18 protein-coding genes are annotated in these 21,424 nt (G+C 37.5%); all 18 read left to right on the top strand.

Annotation, left to right across the window (positions count from 1 at the left end; genetic code table 11):
* The first annotated feature begins 77 nt into the window (after positions 1–77).
* Positions 78–347, top strand: a complete 270-nt coding sequence (gene rpsO, locus BK580_RS13565) for a 30S ribosomal protein S15 (protein WP_078380855.1) — start codon at positions 78–80, stop codon at positions 345–347.
* 415 nt (positions 348–762) lie between these two features.
* Positions 763–2,880, top strand: a complete 2,118-nt coding sequence (gene pnp / locus BK580_RS13560; RefSeq protein ID WP_078380854.1) for a polyribonucleotide nucleotidyltransferase — start codon at positions 763–765, stop codon at positions 2,878–2,880.
* A 152-nt stretch (positions 2,881–3,032) separates the two neighbouring features.
* On the top strand, positions 3,033–3,998 hold the full coding sequence (locus BK580_RS23370; RefSeq protein WP_139364899.1) for a polysaccharide deacetylase family protein: 966 nt from the start codon (positions 3,033–3,035) through the stop codon (positions 3,996–3,998).
* 30 nt (positions 3,999–4,028) lie between these two features.
* On the top strand, positions 4,029–5,273 hold the full coding sequence (locus BK580_RS23365; RefSeq protein WP_139364898.1) for a M16 family metallopeptidase: 1,245 nt from the start codon (positions 4,029–4,031) through the stop codon (positions 5,271–5,273).
* A 78-nt stretch (positions 5,274–5,351) separates the two neighbouring features.
* The gene (locus BK580_RS13550) at positions 5,352–5,594 is read left to right on the top strand and encodes a YlmC/YmxH family sporulation protein (protein WP_078380853.1); all 243 of its coding nucleotides are present in this window, start codon (positions 5,352–5,354) and stop codon (positions 5,592–5,594) included.
* Positions 5,595–5,967: 373 nt separating this feature from the next.
* On the top strand, positions 5,968–6,864 hold the full coding sequence (gene dpaA, locus BK580_RS13545; RefSeq protein WP_078380852.1) for a dipicolinic acid synthetase subunit A: 897 nt from the start codon (positions 5,968–5,970) through the stop codon (positions 6,862–6,864).
* A 2-nt stretch (positions 6,865–6,866) separates the two neighbouring features.
* Complete coding sequence (locus BK580_RS13540; RefSeq protein WP_078380851.1) at positions 6,867–7,466, top strand: dipicolinate synthase subunit B; 600 nt, start codon at positions 6,867–6,869, stop codon at positions 7,464–7,466.
* Positions 7,467–7,596: 130 nt separating this feature from the next.
* The gene (gene asd, locus BK580_RS13535) at positions 7,597–8,637 is read left to right on the top strand and encodes an aspartate-semialdehyde dehydrogenase (protein ID WP_078380850.1); all 1,041 of its coding nucleotides are present in this window, start codon (positions 7,597–7,599) and stop codon (positions 8,635–8,637) included.
* Between the two features lie 179 nt (positions 8,638–8,816).
* Positions 8,817–10,088 (top strand): aspartate kinase, encoded by a 1,272-nt coding sequence (gene dapG, locus BK580_RS13530; protein ID WP_078380849.1) that lies wholly within the window; start codon positions 8,817–8,819, stop codon positions 10,086–10,088.
* Positions 10,081–10,953: a 4-hydroxy-tetrahydrodipicolinate synthase gene (gene dapA / locus BK580_RS13525; protein WP_078380848.1), complete on the top strand. Its 873-nt coding sequence runs from the start codon at positions 10,081–10,083 to the stop codon at positions 10,951–10,953. Before dapG ends, dapA begins: the two co-directional genes overlap by 8 nt.
* Before the next feature lie 216 nt (positions 10,954–11,169).
* Positions 11,170–12,834 carry a ribonuclease J gene (locus BK580_RS13520; protein WP_078380847.1) on the top strand — a complete coding sequence of 555 codons (1,665 nt, stop codon included), beginning with the start codon at positions 11,170–11,172 and terminating at the stop codon, positions 12,832–12,834.
* Positions 12,835–12,971: 137 nt separating this feature from the next.
* A complete protein-coding gene (locus tag BK580_RS13515) occupies positions 12,972–13,724 on the top strand; it encodes a ClpP family protease (protein WP_078380846.1) in 753 nt (250 codons plus the stop codon).
* Positions 13,721–13,942, top strand: coding sequence for a YlzJ-like family protein (locus tag BK580_RS13510; RefSeq protein WP_078380845.1), 222 nt, complete (start codon positions 13,721–13,723; stop codon positions 13,940–13,942). Before BK580_RS13515 ends, BK580_RS13510 begins: the two co-directional genes overlap by 4 nt.
* Before the next feature lie 156 nt (positions 13,943–14,098).
* Positions 14,099–16,453, top strand: a complete 2,355-nt coding sequence (locus BK580_RS13505; protein WP_078380844.1) for a DNA translocase FtsK — start codon at positions 14,099–14,101, stop codon at positions 16,451–16,453.
* A gap of 182 nt (positions 16,454–16,635) precedes the next feature.
* Positions 16,636–17,361 carry a GntR family transcriptional regulator gene (locus tag BK580_RS13500; protein ID WP_078380843.1) on the top strand — a complete coding sequence of 242 codons (726 nt, stop codon included), beginning with the start codon at positions 16,636–16,638 and terminating at the stop codon, positions 17,359–17,361.
* 668 nt (positions 17,362–18,029) lie between these two features.
* Positions 18,030–19,310, top strand: coding sequence for an EF-P 5-aminopentanol modification-associated protein YfmF (gene yfmF, locus BK580_RS13495; protein ID WP_078380842.1), 1,281 nt, complete (start codon positions 18,030–18,032; stop codon positions 19,308–19,310).
* A gap of 3 nt (positions 19,311–19,313) precedes the next feature.
* The gene (gene yfmH / locus BK580_RS13490) at positions 19,314–20,597 is read left to right on the top strand and encodes an EF-P 5-aminopentanol modification-associated protein YfmH (protein ID WP_078380841.1); all 1,284 of its coding nucleotides are present in this window, start codon (positions 19,314–19,316) and stop codon (positions 20,595–20,597) included.
* A gap of 80 nt (positions 20,598–20,677) precedes the next feature.
* Complete coding sequence (gene ymfI / locus BK580_RS13485; protein WP_169865000.1) at positions 20,678–21,394, top strand: elongation factor P 5-aminopentanone reductase; 717 nt, start codon at positions 20,678–20,680, stop codon at positions 21,392–21,394.
* The last annotated feature ends 30 nt before the right edge of the window (positions 21,395–21,424 follow it).

Genomic DNA, 21,424 nt, shown 5'->3' with positions numbered 1-21,424 from the left:
AAAACCATTGCTTGGCAAGTCGAATCACCAACGCTTGCTCGGTAATAGGGGTTTTTACTTAAAGGGAGGTGAATAGGATGGCTATCACACAAGAGCGTAAGCAAGAGCTAATCAATGAGTACAAAACTCATGAGTCTGACACTGGATCACCAGAGGTTCAGATTGCTGTCCTAACAGAGCAAATCAATAACCTAAACGAGCATTTACGTACTCACAAAAAAGATCATCACTCACGTCGTGGTCTATTGAAGATGGTTGGTAAGCGTCGTAACTTATTAACTTACCTTCGTAACAAGGATGTAACTCGTTACCGTGAACTAATTACAAAATTAGGTTTACGTCGATAATGTTTTATGAGAAAGCGGGAGAATTCCCGCTTTTTTATTAGTATTTTTAGAAAGTATATCTTAAGGTTGTACCTTTAATATTCCATAGCTTCTGTTACTTACAAATAGTGTGGAGTTACTCACTAAAAGGGACATATCTATAAAAAAGGCAACTTTTTACCTATACACCACTGAATTCTATTGATATGTTGTAGTTATTTCGTTCATACTATACATAATACTAAATACATTATTTTTATTTTAATAATAGGCTTTTTTCTCCAACGTTACTTTTCACCTTCTTACATAATATGAAGAATTAAATACATCGAGGCTTCTTTCTTTCAGTAAAGATGTTGATTTAAGATGTAATGGAAGTAGCTATAATAAGATAAGCCTATACATATGAAATGCTAGAGAGGGGTTAAACGAATTCATGGGACAAGACAAACAAGTCTTTACTATCGATTGGGCTGGTAGAAGTCTTTCGGTAGAAATTGGCCAATTAGCGAAACAAGCAAACGGAGCTGTAATGGTTCGTTATGGCGACACAGCAGTATTAAGTACTGCAACTGCATCAAAAGAACCTAAAAAGTTGGACTTTTTCCCATTAACTGTGAACTATGAAGAAAGATTATACGCAGTTGGGAAAATTCCAGGTGGTTTTATTAAACGTGAAGGCCGCCCAAGTGAAAAAGCTATTTTAGCAAGCAGATTAATTGACCGTCCGATTCGTCCGTTATTTGCTGATGGGTTTAGAAATGAAGTTCAAGTAATCAGCATTGTAATGAGTGTGGACCAAAATTGTTCTTCTGAAATGGCAGCAATGTTTGGATCATCCTTAGCACTTTCAGTATCAGATATTCCTTTTGAAGGACCAATCGCTGGCGTAACTGTTGGAAGAATTGATAACGAGTTTGTCATTAATCCAAATGTTGATCAACTAGAAAAAAGTGATATTAATTTAGTTGTGGCTGGTACGAAAGATGCAATTAACATGGTGGAAGCTGGAGCGGATGAAGTAACAGAAGAAGTTATGTTAGAAGCAATCATGTTCGGACATGAAGAAATAAAGCGATTAATCGCATTCCAAGAAGAAATTGTACAAGCTGTTGGAAAAGAAAAGACAGAAATAAAGCTTTATGAAGTAGACAAGAATTTAGAAAATGAAATTCGTGCCCTTGCAGAAAACGATATGACCACTGCTGTACAAGTATTTGAAAAGCATGCACGTGAAGCTGCTATAAAAGAAGTAAAAGCAGCAGTTGTTGCCAAATATGAAGAGCAAGAGGTAGAGGATGATACGTTAAAGCAAGTTAATGAAATCCTTAGCATGCTTGTGAAAGAAGAAGTAAGAAGACTTATTACAGAAGATAAAGTACGTCCTGATGGTCGTAAGAGTGACGAAATCCGTCCATTATCCTCTGAGGTTGGTTTACTTCCTCGTACTCATGGTTCTGGCCTTTTCACTCGCGGACAAACTCAAGCATTAAGTATCTGTACATTAGGAGCTTTAGGTGATGTGCAAATTCTGGATGGACTTGGGGTAGAAGAAGAGAAGCGCTTTATGCATCACTACAACTTCCCGTTATTTAGCGTAGGAGAAACTGGACCAATGAGAGGACCTGGTCGTCGTGAAATAGGTCACGGTGCTTTAGGTGAGCGTGCTCTTGAACCAGTAATTCCATCTGAAAAGGATTTCCCTTATACTGTTCGTTTAGTTTCTGAAGTATTAGAATCTAATGGTTCTACTTCTCAAGCAAGTATTTGTGCAAGTACGTTAGCGATGATGGATGCAGGTGTACCAATTAAGGCACCAGTAGCAGGTATTGCAATGGGCTTAATCAAAAAAGGCGAGCACTATACAGTGCTATCGGATATTCAAGGTATGGAAGATCATCTTGGAGATATGGACTTTAAAGTTGCAGGTACAGCTAAAGGTGTAACGGCACTTCAAATGGATATCAAAATTGATGGACTTTCTCGTGATATTTTAGAAGAGGCATTACAACAGGCGAAAGTCGGTCGTATTCATATTCTAGAATCCATGCTTGCTACTCTTAATGAATCTCGTACAGAGCTATCTCAATACGCTCCGAAAATCTTAATGATGGCAATTAACCCTGATAAGATTCGTGATGTAATCGGGCCAAGTGGAAAGCAAATTAACAAGATTATTGAAGAGACTGGCGTTAAGATTGATATCGAACAAGATGGTACAGTCTTTATCTCGAGCATCAATATGGAAATGAACGAAAAAGCGAAAAAAATCATTGAAGATATCGTACGTGAAGTTCAAGTAGGCGAAATCTACTTAGGTAAAGTTAAACGTATTGAGAAATTTGGTGCCTTCGTTGAATTGTTCAGCGGAAAAGATGGTCTTGTTCATATTTCTGAACTTGCAGAAGAACGAGTGAAGCAAGTAGAAGATATTGTTAAACTTGGTGAAGAAGTATTAGTAAAAGTAATGGAGATCGACAAACAAGGAAGAGTTAATCTTTCTAGAAAAGTCCTTCTAAAAGAACAAAAAGAAAAGAATGAACAATTGTCTTAACATTAGAGCCTGGTAATCACCGGGCTTTTTTTGTAAAAACTTTTACAATTTTGGTTCTTGCCTAGCTATATTGGCTTAGCATTTCCGTGCCTCTTTCTGTTCTACCTTGTCCTCCTTCTACATAAATTTTAGTAGAAAGGGGGAAGGATAATATGAAAAGAAGGACGTTCCAATTTATTGCTTTTATTATAGTAGCTTTTTTTACATATAAAACGGTAAGTCACCCGAATCCCGAAGATCTAAACACGGTCTTATCGATAAATATTATGGAGACGTCAAAGCAAAAAAGTGAGCTGTATGCTGAAATTAGTGAAAAAGCTGCAGATTATGAGGTTGCTCCACAGGATGCAATAATCGATAAGGTATGGAAAGCACAGCCGGGTTTAAATGGATTAAAGGTAGACATCCAAAAATCATATGAGAATATGAAGAAAAACGGTGTTTTTGATGAGAAAAAGCTTATCTTGGAACAAACACCACCTAACGTACATTTAGAAGATTTACCGCCATCCCCAGTTTATCGTGGGCATCCAGATAAACAAATGGCTGCTTTTTTGATCAATGTAGCATGGGGCAATGAACATATCCCGGGTATGTTGGAAACTTTGAAGAAGCATGGAGTACAAGCTACTTTTTTCTTAGAAGGACGTTGGGTAAAAGAGAATCCTTCCATAGCAAAGATGATTGTAGAAGCTGGTCATGAAGTTGGGAATCATTCCTATACACATCCCAATATGAAAACGCTTGGTTCTGGTGCGGTTCGCGAGCAATTAGTAAAGACAAATGAAGTAATAGAAGCGATTACAGGAAATAATGTCACTTGGTTTGCTCCACCTAGTGGAAGCTACCGCGATGAAGTAGTCGAAATCGCACACGAATTACAGCTAGGAACCATTATGTGGAGCGTGGATACCATCGATTGGCAAAAGCCTGAACCAGCAGTGTTAATTAATAGGGTCATGGAGAAAATTCATCCAGGAGCAATGGTGCTAATGCATCCAACGCTTTCTACAGCTCAATCATTAGACTCACTTATCACCTCTATAAAAGACAAAGGGCTAGAACTAGGAACCGTTTCCTCTTTATTAAGTGAAGAGAGAATCGTTAACCATCACTAGAATTGGCAAACATGAATAGGAGGATTATCGTTGCTTACTAAACATACATGTTCAAATGGAGTTAGAATCGTTGTAGAAAATATTCCACACGTTCGTTCTGTAGCGATCGGAGTTTGGATCGGAACAGGATCAAGAAATGAAGATCATGAAAATAATGGTGTGTCTCATTTTTTAGAGCACATGTTTTTTAAAGGTACAAAAACGAAAAATGCGAGAGAGATTGCAGAAGCTTTCGATTCAATCGGAGGTCAAGTAAACGCCTTTACTTCTAAAGAATATACTTGCTATTATGCAAAAGTAATGGACGAACACTCGACTTATGCTCTTGGAGTACTCGCAGATATGTTCTTTCATTCCATCTTTGATGAAGATGAACTGAAGAAAGAAAAAAATGTTGTTTATGAGGAAATTAAAATGTATGAGGATGCTCCCGATGATATCGTACATGATGTCTTAAGTAGAGCAACTTATGGAAATCATCCACTTGGATACCCTATTTTAGGGACAGAAGATACATTATCCACTTTTAATGGAGATACTCTTCGCAACTATATGAAAGAAACGTATACACCAGACAATGTCGTAGTATCGGTTGCTGGTAATATAGATGAAGCTTCATTCATAAAAGAAATTGAAGAGCTATTCGGAAGTTATGAAACTGGATTTTCAAAGCGTGAATATGTAAAGCCATCTTTTGAAACAGGCAGTATTGCCAAGAAAAAAACAACGGAACAAGCTCATCTATGCTTAGGCTATGATGGCTTACCAATTGGGGATAAAGATATTTATAATTTAATCGTCCTTAATAATGTTTTAGGTGGTAGTATGAGTAGTCGGTTATTCCAAGATGTTCGTGAGGAAAGAGGATTAGCATACTCGGTTTATTCCTATCACTCTACATATCAGGATAATGGGATGCTCACAATCTATGGTGGAACAGGAAGCCATCAATTAGATCTCTTATTTGATACTATTCAAAAAACCCTGGAGAAATTAAAGCAAGATGGTATTACCCAAAAAGAGTTAGTAAATAGTAAAGAACAAATTAAAGGAAGTTTGATGTTAAGTTTAGAAAGTACAAATAGTCGTATGAGTAGAAACGGCAAAAATGAGCTGCTACTCGGAAGACATCGCTCCCTTGATGATATCCTAGATCGTATTAACAGTATTACAGAAGAGTCTGTAAATAGTTTAGCGAAAAAGATTTTCACGGATGATTTTTCTGTAGCACTCATTAGTCCAAACGGTGAGCTGCCAAAATCGCTGAATAATTAATAAATTTGCCTGCTAGGAGAACTAGCAGGTTTTTTTTTGGACACTCCTTAATATAGTAAGTATAAGGAGGCGGTGTGGATGCGATTAAGTGAGATGAGCGGCAAAGAGATTGTCGATGTGAAGCGTGCGGAGAGGTTAGGAATATTAGGGCATACAGACCTAGAGATAAACGAAAACACTGGAGAGATACGTTCTTTAATTATCCCTTCGTTAAAGTGGTTTGGTTTGAAAAAAGAAGGCAACGATATTCGAGTCCCATGGCAACATATAAAAAAAATCGGAACAGATATGATCATTATCGATATTCCGGATGAAGAATAAACGACTTGGCCAAGGCTGAGTCGTTTTTTTATATGAAAATTGGATAAAGAGGTGAGCATGAATACGTATTGAAGTTATGTGAGAACGTCCGCAACTTACGTGAGAATCCCCGCTATTTATGTGAGAACGTCGAGAGGAAGCGTGAGCACCCCCGCTATTTACGTGAGAATCTCATCAAGAACGGTGAGAACCGACTCAAAATGTCCTCTTCCTTTTTCCATTACAAGGAAGTATTACCCTACCCAAAAAAGTCATGTTACCTTTATACGCCTATTCAATCACAGAATTTCTTTCTTTGACATAAGATGTGGAAGTAAGAAAAGTTGAGGCTGTTTTTAAATACTTTCATGAAATAGAAGAAGGTGAACGATATATGCTGACCGGAATGCACATAGCTGTCATTGGCGGTGATGCAAGGCAGCTCGAAGTGATTCGTAAGCTTATTGAGCTTGACGCAAAGCTATCTCTTGTTGGATTTGATCAATTGGATCATGGTTTTACTGGTGCTTCAAAGGAGCAAATAGACGAAGTGGACTTCTCCACCGTTAGTGCCATTATCCTACCTGTCCCTGGGACGAATTTAGAAGGCCAGGTGGATACAATATTTTCGAATGAGAAGATTATTTTAACAGAGGAATTAGTAAAACAAACTCCCGCTCATTGTACGATTTACTCAGGTATAACAAACGGTTATTTAGATCAGTTAGTGTTGAGTACTAATCGGAAATTAGTTCAGTTATTTGAACGAGATGACGTAGCAATTTATAATGCCATTCCAACTGTTGAAGGAACAATTATGATGGTAATTCAACATACAGATATCACGATCCACAACTCCAAGATAGCAGTTTTAGGTCTTGGGCGTGTTGGAATGAGTGTCGCGCGAACGTTTTCAGTACTGGGAGCAAATGTACGGGTTGGTGCTAGAAAATCAGAACATATTGCTCGGATCTTTGAGATGGGCTTAACTCCCTTTTTATTAAAGGATCTTTCAACAAGTGTTTCTGATGTCGATGTTGTCATTAATACTATTCCACATTTAATTGTTACTTCAGATGTCATTTCCAAGATGCCTGCTCACACATTAATCATTGATTTAGCATCTAAGCCAGGTGGAACAGATTTCCGTTATGCAGAAAAAAGAGGAATAAAAGCGTTATTAGCACCGGGACTTCCAGGAATTGTAGCTCCTAAGACTGCGGGGCAAATAGTTGCAAATGTGCTGTCACAGTTACTTAAAGATGGCTTGGAAGGGCGAAAGGAGAATTAATTATGGATTTAAGAGGAAAACGTCTAGGGTTTGGGTTAACTGGCTCTCATTGTACGTATGATGCAGTGGTACCTGAATTGAAAAAATTAGTAGATGCAGGTGCAGAAGTCTTACCAGTTGTTACCTTCACTGTTCAAAATACAAACACGAGATTTGGCGAAGGGGAAGAGTGGATAAAAAAGATTGAAGAAATTACAGGTAATAAAGTAATTGATTCAATCGTAAAGGCTGAACCACTTGGCCCTAAAATTCCATTAGACTGTATGATCATTGCGCCATTAACTGGGAATTCTATGAGCAAGCTAGCGAATGCCTTAACTGAATCTCCTGTTCTAATGGCAGCAAAGGCAACACTTCGTAACCATAACCCGGTTGTACTTGGAATCTCCACTAATGATGCACTTGGTTTAAACGGAATGAATTTAATGAGGCTTATGTCGACAAAGAATATATATTTTATCCCTTTTGGACAGGACGCACCAGAAAAAAAACCAAATTCAATGGTAGCTAGGATGGAAATGCTTGTTCCTACTGTCTTACACGCATTAGAAAATAAACAAGTGCAGCCAGTTATCGTAGAACGATACAAAGACGATCTCTAAAAAGTAAATTGAATGAAGAAGAGAAGAAAAGCAAATTTCTTCTCTTCTTTATTTGAGTAATATGATAAAATTAAAAATTAAGTATGAATGTTTATACTATTTTATTTGTTATGGAGAGGTGCTTTAATAGATGAAAGGTTATCATGTAGCAGTAGTAGGTGCAACTGGGGCAGTTGGTCAGCAAATGCTCCATACATTAGAAGAAAGAAATTTCCCAATCGAGAAGTTGACTCTATTATCTTCTGAACGTTCAGCAGGTAAAAAAGTATTATTTAAAGGACAAGAGTTTACTGTAGAAAAAGCGGAACCGGAAAAATTTGAAGGAGTTCATATCGCTTTATTCAGTGCAGGAGGTAGTGTTTCGAAAGAGCTTGCTCCAGAAGCAGCGAAAAGAGGAGCAATAGTCGTCGATAACACAAGTGCGTTCCGTATGGATCCTAATGTACCGCTAGTTGTTCCAGAAGTTAACGAGTTTGATATAAATGAACACAACGGCATCATTGCCAACCCGAATTGTTCAACGATTCAAATGGTGGTGGCGCTTGAACCAATTAGAAAGAATTATGGCTTAAACAAAATTATTGTATCGACGTACCAAGCAGTTTCTGGTGCAGGTGCAGCTGCTATTGAAGAATTGGAATCTCAATCTCAAGCGATTTTAAATAAAGAAGATTTCACTCCGAGCATCTTACCTGTTAAAGGTGATAAAAAACATTACCAAATCGCTTTCAACGCGGTACCTCAGATTGATAAGTTTGAGGAAAATGGCTTTACTTTTGAAGAATTAAAGATGATAAATGAGACAAAGAAAATCATGCATGATCAAAATCTTCAAGTTGCTGCAACATGTGTACGCCTACCAGTTGTCACAGGACATTCTGAATCTGTATATATTGAAATTGAGGACGAAAATGTGACAGTTCAAGATATGAGGGCTTTGTTAGAGAAAGCGCCTGGTGTGGTATTACAAGACAAACCAGAAGAGCAACTTTATCCGATGCCTGCAAACTGTGTTGGGTTAAACGATGTATTTGTCGGAAGAATTAGACAAGACCTTGACAATAAAAAAGGATTCCATTTATGGATTGTTTCAGACAATCTCTTAAAGGGTGCTGCTTGGAATTCCGTGCAAATAGCAGAAAGCTTAGTCAAACTAGGTGTAGTAAAATAAAGCACGTAAGAAAAGGTCTAATGAAGCGAGACCTTTTCTTTTCTGCTGTAAATCCCAGGCCTTAACCCTTTAACGCATCCCCTCTTATCTTGAACAATGAATTCTAGTACATTAGGTACTATTTTGACAGCATGTTTCGTATGTATTATGGATGTTTTAAAACAAAGAGGTGCCTAATTATGAAAATTGTTGTTCAAAAATTTGGTGGAACGTCCGTTAGAGATGAAAGTACCAGAGAGTTTGCCTATCAACATATTAAAAAAGCTGTAGATGATGGTTTTAAGGTAGTTGTGGTCGTTTCTGCTATGGGACGTAAAGGAGAGCCTTATGCGACAGACACCTTGCTGAGCTTAGTAGAAGATGGTAAGCAAAACGTTTCTAAACGTGAAATAGACATTCTCCTTTCTTGTGGTGAAATTATTTCCTCGATTGTTTTTAGTAATATGCTATTAAATAAAGGGATAGCAGTTACTTCGCTAAATGGTCCACAGGCAGGATTTCGTACGAACAATGATCATACAAATGCGAGAATTATAGACATGAAGTGTGATCGTCTCTTAGAGGCATTGGATCGGCACGATGTTGTAGTGGTTGCAGGCTTCCAAGGAGAGTCCAAGAATGGTGACATTTGTACAATAGGTCGCGGTGGTAGTGATACATCCGCGGCGGCACTAGGAGCTGCTTTGCAAGCAGAGTGGATTGAAATATTTACCGATGTCGAGGGAGTGATGACAGCAGATCCTCGAATTGTGAAAGATGCCAGACCACTTCCGATTGTCACTTATAACGAAATTTGTAACATGGCATACCAAGGTGCAAAGGTTATCCATCCTCGAGCTGTAGAGGTAGCTATGCAGGCCAAGATACCGATACGTATACGATCTACTTACTCTAAGGCACCTGGCACCCTTGTCACCTCATTAGATAAAGTTAGCAAGGGGTCAGATGTTAAAGAGCGACTCATAACAGGGATTGCACATGTGCCAAACGTGACCCAAATCAAAGTATATGCAAAAGAAGGTAAATACGGAATCCAAACAGAGGTTTTCCGAGCAATGGCAAATGAGGAAATTAGTGTGGATTTTTTCAATATTTCACCTACTAGTGTTGTCTATACAGTAACGGATGAAATGAGTGAAAAAGCGATTAATGTTTTGAGAGGCTTAGGCTATGAACCGAAAGTAACCAGACATTGTGCAAAGGTTGCCACAGTTGGTGCAGGAATGACGGGAGTCCCTGGGGTTACGGCAAAAATTGTGACAGCTTTATCTGAACTTGGTATTCAAATACTACAATCAGCTGACAGCCATACGACAATATGGGTCTTAGTCAAGCAACAAGACATGATTCAAGCGGTTAATGCATTACACGGAGCATTTAACCTAGCAAAAAAACAACTAACTGTTCTACAAGCAGTAATAGATGAAGGAGAGATTCGTGTCCATGATTAACTTTGGTAAAGTTTCAACAGCAATGGTGACACCGTTTGACAATAAAGGAAATATAGATTTTGAGAAAACCACACAATTAGTGAACTATCTAATAAAAAATGGAACAGATTCGCTTGTAATTGCAGGGACAACAGGGGAATCTCCAACACTATCAACAGAAGAAAAGTTAGCATTATTTCGTCATGTAGTAACAGTTGTCGAGGGGCGTATCCCTGTTATTGCAGGTACGGGTAGTAATAACACAAGAGCGTCAATTGACTTAACTAAAAAAGCTGAAGAAGTCGGTGTAGATGCAATAATGCTTGTTGCACCGTACTATAACAAGCCAAGCCAAGAGGGACTCTATCAGCATTTCAAAGCAATCGCAACAGAAACATCCTTGCCAGTTATGCTTTATAATGTTCCAGGTCGATCTGTTGTAAACATAAGTGCGGATACTATTGTTCGATTATCACAAGAAAAAAATATCATTGCGGTAAAAGAAGCGAGTGGCAATTTAGATACAATTACTGAAATTATTGCCAAAACACCAGAAGATTTTCTCTTGTACTGTGGAGATGATAGCTTGACGTTACCAGTGCTTTCTATTGGGGGGAACGGTATTGTTTCAGTTGCTTCCCACATCATTGGTAAGGAAATGCAGGAAATGATCCATGCATTTGAAACTGGAGAGAATGCGAAAGCAGCAAAGCTTCATCAAAAATTAACACCTGTGATGAATGGAATGTTCTCTGCACCAAGTCCAACACCAGTAAAAACTGCATTGCAGTTAAAAGGATTAGATGTTGGTGGAGTAAGACTACCTTTAGTTCCATTATCTGAACAAGAAAGAGCAGAATTAACTAGCCTATTACAATCCATATAATTTTATAAAAGTTAAGGTCAAAGCATGAATTACTAAGCTTTGGCCTTTCTTATTCTCATAATATTTCTTGTATTCCAATTCTTGCATACGTTATAATAATGGCAAATGACTGGAGCGGATATTCTTTTAGATTAAAAGGTTAGTGTTTGTTGATCTCATAAAAAGAAGTATGCATTTTCGTCATAAGTTTTTACATACAAGTAGGAGGGAAGACTAGTGAATACAACAAAGATAGAGAAGCTCAAAGTATTTTCCCTTGGGGGCGTTGGAGAAATCGGGAAAAATATGTACGTCTTAGAAGTGGATGAGCATATTTATGTAATAGACTCAGGAGTGATGATCCCCGAAGATGGAATGTTTGGAATCGATATGGTGATTCCAGATGTATCTTATTTAGTGGATAATAAAGAAAGAATTCAAGGGATTTTTCTAACTCATGGTCATGAAGAGCACATAGGTGGACTAGCTTACATTCTGCGTAAAATAAATTCACCTGTCTATGGAACGAAACTTACATTAGCTCTTGCGGAAGAACTTGTAAAAGCTGAAGGACTTTCAGGACAAGTTGTTTTTCATGAAATAAATGGAGATTCTATATTGGAATTAGGAAATGTTAGCGTCTCCTTTTTTAGAACGAATCATAGTATCCCAGATTCAGTTGGTATTTGTTTTCACACATCTCAAGGAGCGATTGTTCATACTGGAGATTTCAAATTTGACCAAGCTCAATTAGCACAAAATGCTGATATTGGAAAGATGGCGAAGATTGGGAATGATGGTGTACTATGCGTACTAGCGGATAGTACAAACGCAGAAAAGCCGGGTTATACGATTTCAGAAGCGGTGGTAAAACAGGAAATCGCAGATGTTGTTTACAATGCAAAAGGAAGAGTGTTCGCAGCATGTTTAGCAACTAACCTTTCTCGAATCCAACAAATCGTTCAAGCAACCATTGAGAGCAAAAGAAAGCTGGTAATCGTATCTCATCCAACTAGTAAAATCATTGATATTGCCCTTAACCTAGGATACATAGACATTCCAGATGAACTTATAGTACCGGTAAGTGAAATGGGAAAAATGGCTAATGATAAAATGGTAGTTCTAACGATAGGTACCCATTCTCAACTGATGTCATCTTTGCTGAAAATGGCAAAGGGTACGCATAAACATGTTCAAATTAAGGAACATGATGTTGTGATGATTGCAGCATCTCCTTCACCTGGCACAGAATTAACCGTATCCAAGGTAATTGATAAAATTTATCGTACAGGGGCAATGGTTATTTATGGGCAGAAAAAAATTCATGTTTCTGGTCATGGCTGCCAAGAAGAATTGAAGTTAATGTTAAATTTACTCAATCCGAAATTTGTAATTCCTATTCAAGGGGAATATAAGATGCAAATAGCTTTATCTAAAGTTGCACAAAGTGTAGGAGTAGCGGAAAATTCGATTTTTCTCCTAGATAAAGGTGAAATCATGGAATTTTCAGCTGGAGAAGCGAAATACGGTGGAAAAGTGTATGCGGGCAATGTCCTTATTGATGGCTTAGGTGTAGGAGACATTGGGAATATTGTCTTACGAGATAGAAGACTTTTATCTCAAGATGGAATTTTAATTGTCGTAGTATCAATAAGCAAAGGAAGAAAAACAATCGTTGCTGGTCCTGAGATCATTTCACGTGGATTTGTGTATGTTCGAGAATCTGAACAACTTCTTGAAAAAGCAAATGCTATTGTAGCAGATATTTTAGACCATGCTGTCAGAGAGCAAGTAATGGAATGGTCGAGTTTGAAACTAAAGATTCGAGAGTCATTAAATCAACATCTTTATGAAAAAACAAGACGTAGACCAATGATATTACCAATCATTATGGAAGTATAGAAACTAGCTGATTAAGCTGTTAAGGGTGAGCCCCTTAACAGCTTTTTTTAATCCCCAAAAGAATGAAATTATCCTATGTGTTCATACTAGAATAGATTATGTTTTTCAGTTAGAAGGGATGAAAGGAGCAAACGTTCATGTCAGATTCTACATATCAATCTTCAGAGCAACCCCAGCAAGAACCAAATAAGCAAGATGCAGGTAAAGATTCATTGGTAAACAAAATACAACAATTAGGTCAGACTAATGTTCCACAATTACCACCCGATTCAAAGATTCACTGTTTAACAATTATTGGTCAGATAGAGGGGCATATCCAACTGCCACCTCAAAATAAGACAACCAAATACGAGCATGTTATTCCACAAATTGTCGCAATCGAACAAAACCCTAATATAGAAGGGTTGTTAGTGATTTTAAATACTGTTGGGGGAGACGTGGAGGCAGGGCTTGCAATATCTGAAATGCTAGCCTCTCTTTCTAAACCCTCTGTATCGCTTGTATTAGGTGGTGGCCATTCCATTGGGGTTCCAATAGCGGTATCATGTGATTACTCTTTTATAGCGGAAACAGCAACGATGACCATTCATCCTGTAAGATTAACAGGACTTGTTATTGGTGTCCCTCAAACATTTGAATACTTAGATAAAATGCAAGATAGGGTAATAAACTTTGTGACGAAGAATTCCAGAGTATCAGAAGAAAAGTTCAAAGAATTAATGCTTTCCAAAGGGAATTTAACGCGCGATATTGGAACCAATGTCGTTGGAAACGATGCAGTAGAATATGGATTAATCGATCAAGTTGGTGGTGTAGGGGAAGCGATAAAAAAATTAAACGAATTGGTGGATGCTCGCCAAGATCATTCGGAAGGAAAGATCCTGCAATGATTTTATATACAACCATGCCACAGGAAGTCATTTTTCCAGTAGACAATAGCGAATATGAGAAACAACGAGTAGTTTCTTACAATGGGGTATCATTCGTTGTCATGCAAACAGAAATGAATTCTTATCAAATCGTTCGTAATCTAAGTACAGATCCTGCACATTTCTTAAATAATGAGTATTCACCTGGACAAACAATCAATTTAAGCGAATATATGTAAAGCATCCAGTTATAAGGCGAAGTTTCTCTATATTTTCTGTAAACTACCTTTCAAGAAGAATGGCTTATGATATAATACAAGCATCAGAGGAAAAAGCAGCCATTAAATGATTGGCTGCTTTCTTCTTCTCATTATGTTGGTAGATAGGTGAGTAAAATGTCGAAGCGAAAAAAAAGACAGAGTAAAAATCGAAATGAATGGAAACGGACGGTTACCTTTGAGGTAATGGGCCTGTTATTACTTGCCATTACATGTATTGCCATTGCTAAACTAGGAATGGTCGGCCATGCATTTGTTTTGCTATTTCGCTTTTTTAGTGGCGAATGGTACATGCTTATGTTACTCGGTTTGTTAATATTATCAGGCTATATTATATGGAAGCGTGATGTGCCTTCCTTTTTCACAAGACAACTAGTTGGGATTTACGTCATTATCATGTCCGTTCTCCTATTAAGTCATGTTTCATTATTTAAAATGCTATCTCGAGGTGGAACATTTGCAGACCCATCTGTTATTGCAAATACATGGGAACTATTTTGGTTTGAAGTTAACGGTGAGACAAGCACAATAGATTTAGGTGGCGGCATGATTGGAGCGGTCCTTTTTGCATTATTTCACTTATTGTTTGATGCAAAAGGTGCGCAGTGGATTGCTACTATTTTCATTGTTATTGGGATCATCCTTGTTACAGGTAAATCCCTCAATGATACAGTTATTAAAGTAGTGCTGGGGATATTTTCTTTTGTCAAAGACCAATGGTTAGCTTTTTCCGAGGATATGAAGGTTTGGCGAACAGAAAGTAAAAAGCGGAAAAAGGAAAAACAAACGGATAAAAATCAAAAAGTGAAAGAAAATGAAGCGAAAAAGGCAGTAGAACAAGAAATAGTGGTTGCAGAAGAACAGGGAGAAGAATTAATGACTCCTCCAATCATCTCTTCCTTCAATGATCGAGCTGAGCAAAAGCAAAATGAAGAGAAGAATAGACAGAAAAAAACTTTGCAAGAAGAGTCAACAGTGGAAAGTAAGGAGCTAGAAGCGGAGGAAGTTATAGCGACGCCAATGGCTTTTACTGAAGTAGAAAATAAAGAATATGAGTTGCCTTCCTTAGACTTATTAAATGAACCAGTTACTAATCTTCAAACAACCGAGCATGAAAATATTTATCAGAATGCTCGTAAACTAGAAAAAACCTTTGCAAGTTTTGGGGTAAAAGCAAAAGTGACTAAGGTACACTTAGGTCCTGCTGTAACAAAATATGAAGTGTATCCGGATGTTGGGGTGAAAGTTAGTAAGATTGTTAATTTAAGTGATGATTTAGCTTTAGCTTTAGCTGCGAAAGATATTCGAATAGAAGCGCCAATTCCAGGAAAGTCTGCAATAGGTATTGAAGTTCCAAACAATGAAGTTGCAATGGTGTCACTAAGAGAAGTATTGGATACAAAGCAAGCAGAAAAGCCTGATGCTAAACTATTAATTGGACTTGGTCGCGATATTTCTGGTGATGCAGTAGTAGCAGAATTAAACAAAATGCCGCATTTATTAGTAGCCGGGGCAACTGGTAGTGGAAAAAGTGTTTGTATTAATGGCATTATCACAAGTATACTCGTTCGGGCAAAGCCGCATGAAGTGAAAATGATGATGATTGACCCAAAAATGGTAGAGTTAAATATGTATAATGGGGTGCCACATTTATTAGCACCAGTTGTAACGGATCCAAAAAAAGCGGCTCAAGCTTTGAAAAAAGTTGTAAATGAGATGGAACGACGATATGAATTATTTTCTCATACCGGCACAAGAAATATTGAAGGTTACAATGATTATATAAGAAGACACAATCAAAGCGATGAAGCGAAACAACCTTCGCTGCCTTATATTGTTGTGATAGTGGACGAGTTAGCGGATTTAATGATGGTCGCATCCTCAGATGTAGAGGATTGTATTACACGACTTGCACAAATGGCACGAGCTGCAGGTATTCATTTAATTATTGCTACACAGCGTCCTTCGGTAGATGTAATAACGGGGGTCATTAAGGCTAATATTCCGTCGAGAATTGCATTTAGCGTATCCTCCCAGACAGATTCAAGAACTATTCTAGATATGGGTGGTGCGGAGAAGCTTTTAGGTAGAGGTGATATGTTGTTCCTACCTGCTGGAGCTTCCAAGCCTGTGAGGGTACAGGGAGCGTTTCTTTCTGATGAAGAAGTGGAGCGGATTGTTGATTTTGTTATTGAACAGCAAAAGGCGCAATATCAAGAAGAAATGATTCCACAAGAGATAAACGAAGAAGTAGCAGATGTAAACGATGATTTGTATGATGATGCAGTTCAGCTCGTTATAGAAATGCAAACTGCGTCTGTATCCATGCTTCAACGTCGATTTAGAATCGGTTATACAAGAGCGGCTCGTTTAATAGATGCGATGGAAAGTAGGGGAGTTGTTGGCCCTTATGAAGGCAGCAAACCGCGAACGGTATTAGTATCCAGCCATAATGAAGATGTCGGATCTTAAGGAAGGATAACACCTCAATATGTTATCCTTCTCTTCATGAGAAAAGCGTAGAAAAGCTATTGTAATTAAGTTTTTCAAGTAATTACTTTATTTTTCTATTTAATTTAAGAATGAAAAATGTTATATTATTTTGGATAAAAAAGAATACACAAGATTTGCAAACGCTTAATGGGGGAAGAATTATGTCGATTCGGTCAGACAGTAGGCATTTATACTTGTTAGTAGTAGATAAATTAAAACAAGATATTGAAGCTAAGCTATACAAAGAAAAGGAAAAATTACCTTCAGAATTTGAACTATCACGACGTTTGGGAGTCAGTCGTGCAACACTGAGAGAAGCATTGCGTGTTTTGGAAGAAGAGAACATTGTTATACGTCGACATGGCGTTGGAACATTTGTTAATTCCAAGCCGGTCTTCTCATCAGGAATTGAACAATTAAATAGTGTGACAGAAATGATCACACAAGCAGGGTTGAAACCGGGTACGATTTTCCTATCGTCCACCATCGAAAGCCCGACTGAGGAAGATGTGAAAAAATTCCACGATCCTTCCTTGGAAGAACTCTTACATTTTGAACGTGTAAGAACAGCGGATGATCAACCAGTTGTATATTGCATTGATAAAATACCAACTTCCATTGTAGAAGATTACCAATCTTACAAAAATGAGTCGTTACTTGCACTACTTGAAAAAGAAGCAGGTAGGTATGTTTCATATGCTGTCGCACATATCGAGCCAATTGGTTACCATGATAAAATTTCACCAATACTTGAATGCGAACCAGAAACAGCATTGCTTGTGTTAAAGCAAATGCATTATGACCAAAATGATGAGCCAATTCTCTACTCGCTAAATTACTTTAGAGCAGATAAATTTAGCTTCCACGTTTTAAGGAAGCGTGCATAGAACGAAAGAGGGGCCTGGCACCAAATGGATATTATATCCATTTGGTGCCAGGCCCCTTTCATTTTTTTGATGGAGTAAGATAAAACCGAGCAGGAAGTGGACAGCATTTATGGCAAAAACAACGCCCATGCACCGAAAACATCCAAAATATTACCTGAAATAGCTTTATTTTTTAGAAAATAGACTCAAATTACATGGGAATTGAAAAATTCTCCGCTAAACGGGTTTGAATTGGCCAGTTAGAGGATGATTTTAATAGGATTTTTAGATTTATCTAACAGATCTTAGAATTTACCTAACAGATTGCTGGATTTATCTAACACATCTTCCAATTTATCCAATGAATAGGAAAAGAGCCATTAATTCTAGACTTAATGTTCCTTCTACTTATCGAGCAATTAATCAGCACAATAATATAAGAGTTTTGTATAAACTATAATAATATTATGTAAACAAAAAAATGAAGCCGAATACTTGTAATACTTTCTAATTAAACGTTATATTGGAATTAAGACTATTTTTCTTGAAATAATGAAAGAATAGTACTGTCTAATTTGCAATAATTATGAATACCATGTGTAAAATAATGAAGCATTAAGTTCTCAGCTTTAGTCGAAAAAAAGCATGCTGGTAAAACATGTTCAAACAAAGTAAAAGGAGGAGATTTCTTGAAGCTTATTGATGAGAGAACTTTTTCCCTTAATGGGGTAAAGGTTCATAGCATTTCCACCAAAAAATTCAAAACGAATACTCTTGTTCTAAAAGTAATGGCACCTTTGTTAGAAGAAGATGTGACACTGCGTGCATTATTACCATATGTCTTGCAGAACGGCACGAAGTCCCACCCACAATCCTCACATTTTCGTGGGTATTTGGATGAGCTTTATGGAGCTAGTCTTGCCATTGACCTTAGCAAAAAAGGGGAGTCACACATTATCACTTTCCGCTTAGAGATTGCTAATGAAAAGTTTCTTAAAGATTCCACGCCATTATTGGAAAAAGGCATCCAGCTTTTAAGTGAAGTCTTATTACAACCGGTAACAGAAAATGGAGTGTTTGTAAAAACAACCCTTGAAAAAGAAAAAAGAGCGTTAAAGCAACGGATACAATCTGTCTATGACGATAAGATGAGGTATGCAAGTCAACGCTTAGTGGAAGAAATGTGTGCAGAAGAACCTTACCGCCTTCCAGCTAATGGACTTAAAGAACAAGTGGATGAAATTACTCCTGAATCGCTCTATCACTATTATGAACAAATGCTCGCTACAAATGATATTCAACTATATGTAGTAGGTGATATTGAAGAGGCACAAGTCGAAAGCTTTGTAAAACAGCATTTTACAATAAAAGCACAAGATGAAACAGTTGAAACCATTCATACAAAGAGTCCCGTAAGTGATAAGGAACCAAAGGAAATAGTGGAACGTCAGGACATTAAACAAGGCAAACTTAATATTGGCTATAGAACAAATGTTACCTTCAATGATGATCTATATTATGCCCTTCAAGTGTACAATGGGATTTTGGGTGGCTTTTCACATTCCAAACTTTTCATAAATGTGAGAGAAAAAGAAAGCTTGGCTTATTATGCTGCCTCACGCGTGGAAAGTCATAAAGGACTGCTACTTGTTATGTCAGGAATTGATTTTGGGAATTTTGATAAAGCAGTTAGCATTATTAATAAACAAATTGAAGCAATGAAGCAAGGCGATTACAGTGAAGCCGAAATTGCTCAAACAAAAGCAGTGATAAAGAATCAAATACTTGAAACAGTGGATACAGCACGAGGATTAATTGAAATTCATTATAATAATGAAGTAGCAAAGGTTAATAAACCTGTGGATGATTTCTTAGATGGCCTTGAAAAGGTGACAAAGGAAGAGATTCAGGAGGTTGCGAAACTCGTGGAGCTTGACACCATCTATTTCTTAACAGGAAAGGAGGCATAATCGATGGAAAAAATTGAATTCAGTCAGTTATCCGAAACTTTGTACCATGAAACTTTAGATAATGGTTTACAAGTGTACTTACTTCCTAAAGACGGATTTAACAAAACATATGCGACATTTACAACAAAGTATGGTTCCATTGACAATAAATTTGTCCCAATTGATGGGGAGGAGTACCTTTCTGTTCCAGATGGTATTGCTCACTTTCTCGAGCATAAGTTATTTGAAAAAGAGCACGGGGATGTCTTCCAGGACTTTAGTAAACAAGGTGCGTCAGCCAATGCCTTTACGTCCTTTACAAGAACGGCTTATTTATTCTCAAGTACGTCCAATGTGGAGAAGAATCTAGAAACCTTAATCGATTTTGTACAAAGTCCCTATTTTACGGAAAAAACGGTAGAAAAAGAAAAAGGGATAATCGGTCAAGAAATAACGATGTACGAAGATAACGCTGATTGGCGCGCTTATTTTGGTTTAATTGAAAGTATGTTCCATCATCATCCTGTTAAAATCGATATCGCTGGTACGATAGAATCCATCTCGAAAACCACGAAGGATCTTCTATATACATGCTATGAAACATTTTACCATCCGAGCAATATGCTCTTATTCGTAGTTGGACCAATGGATACAAAAGAAATGATGACTTTTATCAAGGAAAATCAGCAAAAGAAAACCTTTAAAGAGCCCAAGGAAATCAAACGACATTTCGACGAAGAACCTACCAATGTTCATGAAGAAAAGAAAGTGTTAAAAATGAACGTTCATACATCCAAAAGTTTAGTAGGAATCAAAGAATCATCGCCAACTAAACAAGGTGTAGACCTATTAAAGCATGAGTTATCAGTCAACGTATTATTAGACCTACTTTTCGGGAAAAGCTCGGACAATTACCAAGAGCTATACGAAAGTGGACTTATTGATGAAACATTTTCTTACGACTACACTGGTGAAAATGGCTTTGGATTTGCGATGCTGGGTGGAGACACTGCAGAACCAGATAAGCTTGCAAATAAGCTAAAAGATATCCTTTTATCGCTGGATCCAACTACCATTAAAGAGGATGAACTCGAACGAATCAAGAAGAAAAAAATCGGTTCCTTCTTACGTGCCTTAAATTCACCTGAATTTATCGCAAACCAATTCACTAGATACGCATTTAATGATATGGATCTATTTGAGGTTATTCCACAATTAGAGAAAATAACATTAGCTGATTTAATTCAAGTGGCAAATGACTTTATTAAAGAAGATGCTTTCACAGTTTGTCAAGTTGTGCCAAAATAAAAGAAAGTCGATTCATAGTGCTTTTGCACGTCTGAATCGACTTCTTTCCTTTTAAAAAGAAGATAATGAAGGTGAGAATAGTGAAAAAAACAGCACTAATTATTGGAGCAAGTGGAGATATCGGAAAAGCAATAGCGATGAATCTCTCTAAAGAGGGATATTATACATATTTACATTACAATCGGGATCATCAAGCCATCCACGATTTACAAAAAAATCTTGGAACTGAAAATACAGAAGTCCTGCAAGCGGATCTTTCTCAGCCAGGCAGTGTTGAAATATTGGCTAACGGAATTGCTGGTGCAGTGGATACAATTGTATACAACGCAGGGGCTTCTTACTATGGATTAATGACTGATATCAATGAAGAAACAAAAAATAGAATGATCCAACTTAACATAACATCGTTATATTCAACTATACAAAGTTTTCTGCCGAGGATGATAAAAAGTCGATCTGGAAATATTGTAGTTATTTCTTCGATTTGGGGACAGGTTGGAGCTTCCTGTGAAGTATTATATTCAATGACAAAGGGAGCACAAATTTCATTCGTAAAAGCTCTTGCAAAGGAAGTTGCTCCAAGTGGAATTAGAGTAAACGCGATCGCTCCTGGTGCAGTGAACACGAAGATGCTTCATCATTTCTCCGAAGATGATATGCTTCAGATATGCGAAGAAATCCCTATGGGAAGACTAGCCAACCCGCAAGAAATAGCGGATTCTGTTTCCTTTCTTATTTCTAACAAATCCTCCTACACGACAGGTCAAACCTTAGGAATTAATGGTGGTTGGAATTGAATGAAGTTTGCATAATTCTAGATTACTCAT

The organism is Sutcliffiella halmapala (assembly GCF_002019665.1).
Taxonomy (GTDB): domain Bacteria; phylum Bacillota; class Bacilli; order Bacillales; family Bacillaceae_I; genus Sutcliffiella_A; species Sutcliffiella_A halmapala.
Note: the sequence above shows the minus strand (reverse complement) of the source record. Positions and strands in the feature narration are given on the sequence as shown.

Coding starts and splice junctions, on each gene's coding strand:
- BK580_RS13510 (WP_078380845.1), top strand. CDS start 13,721: ATGATTTTATATACAACCATGCCACAGGAAGTCATTTTTCCAGTAGAC.
- dapG (WP_078380849.1), top strand. CDS start 8,817: ATGAAAATTGTTGTTCAAAAATTTGGTGGAACGTCCGTTAGAGATGAA.
- pnp (WP_078380854.1), top strand. CDS start 763: ATGGGACAAGACAAACAAGTCTTTACTATCGATTGGGCTGGTAGAAGT.
- BK580_RS23370 (WP_139364899.1), top strand. CDS start 3,033: ATGAAAAGAAGGACGTTCCAATTTATTGCTTTTATTATAGTAGCTTTT.
- dpaA (WP_078380852.1), top strand. CDS start 5,968: ATGCTGACCGGAATGCACATAGCTGTCATTGGCGGTGATGCAAGGCAG.
- dapA (WP_078380848.1), top strand. CDS start 10,081: ATGATTAACTTTGGTAAAGTTTCAACAGCAATGGTGACACCGTTTGAC.
- BK580_RS13505 (WP_078380844.1), top strand. CDS start 14,099: ATGTCGAAGCGAAAAAAAAGACAGAGTAAAAATCGAAATGAATGGAAA.
- rpsO (WP_078380855.1), top strand. CDS start 78: ATGGCTATCACACAAGAGCGTAAGCAAGAGCTAATCAATGAGTACAAA.
- BK580_RS13540 (WP_078380851.1), top strand. CDS start 6,867: ATGGATTTAAGAGGAAAACGTCTAGGGTTTGGGTTAACTGGCTCTCAT.
- yfmH (WP_078380841.1), top strand. CDS start 19,314: ATGGAAAAAATTGAATTCAGTCAGTTATCCGAAACTTTGTACCATGAA.
- BK580_RS13500 (WP_078380843.1), top strand. CDS start 16,636: ATGTCGATTCGGTCAGACAGTAGGCATTTATACTTGTTAGTAGTAGAT.
- asd (WP_078380850.1), top strand. CDS start 7,597: ATGAAAGGTTATCATGTAGCAGTAGTAGGTGCAACTGGGGCAGTTGGT.
- BK580_RS13515 (WP_078380846.1), top strand. CDS start 12,972: ATGTCAGATTCTACATATCAATCTTCAGAGCAACCCCAGCAAGAACCA.
- BK580_RS13550 (WP_078380853.1), top strand. CDS start 5,352: ATGCGATTAAGTGAGATGAGCGGCAAAGAGATTGTCGATGTGAAGCGT.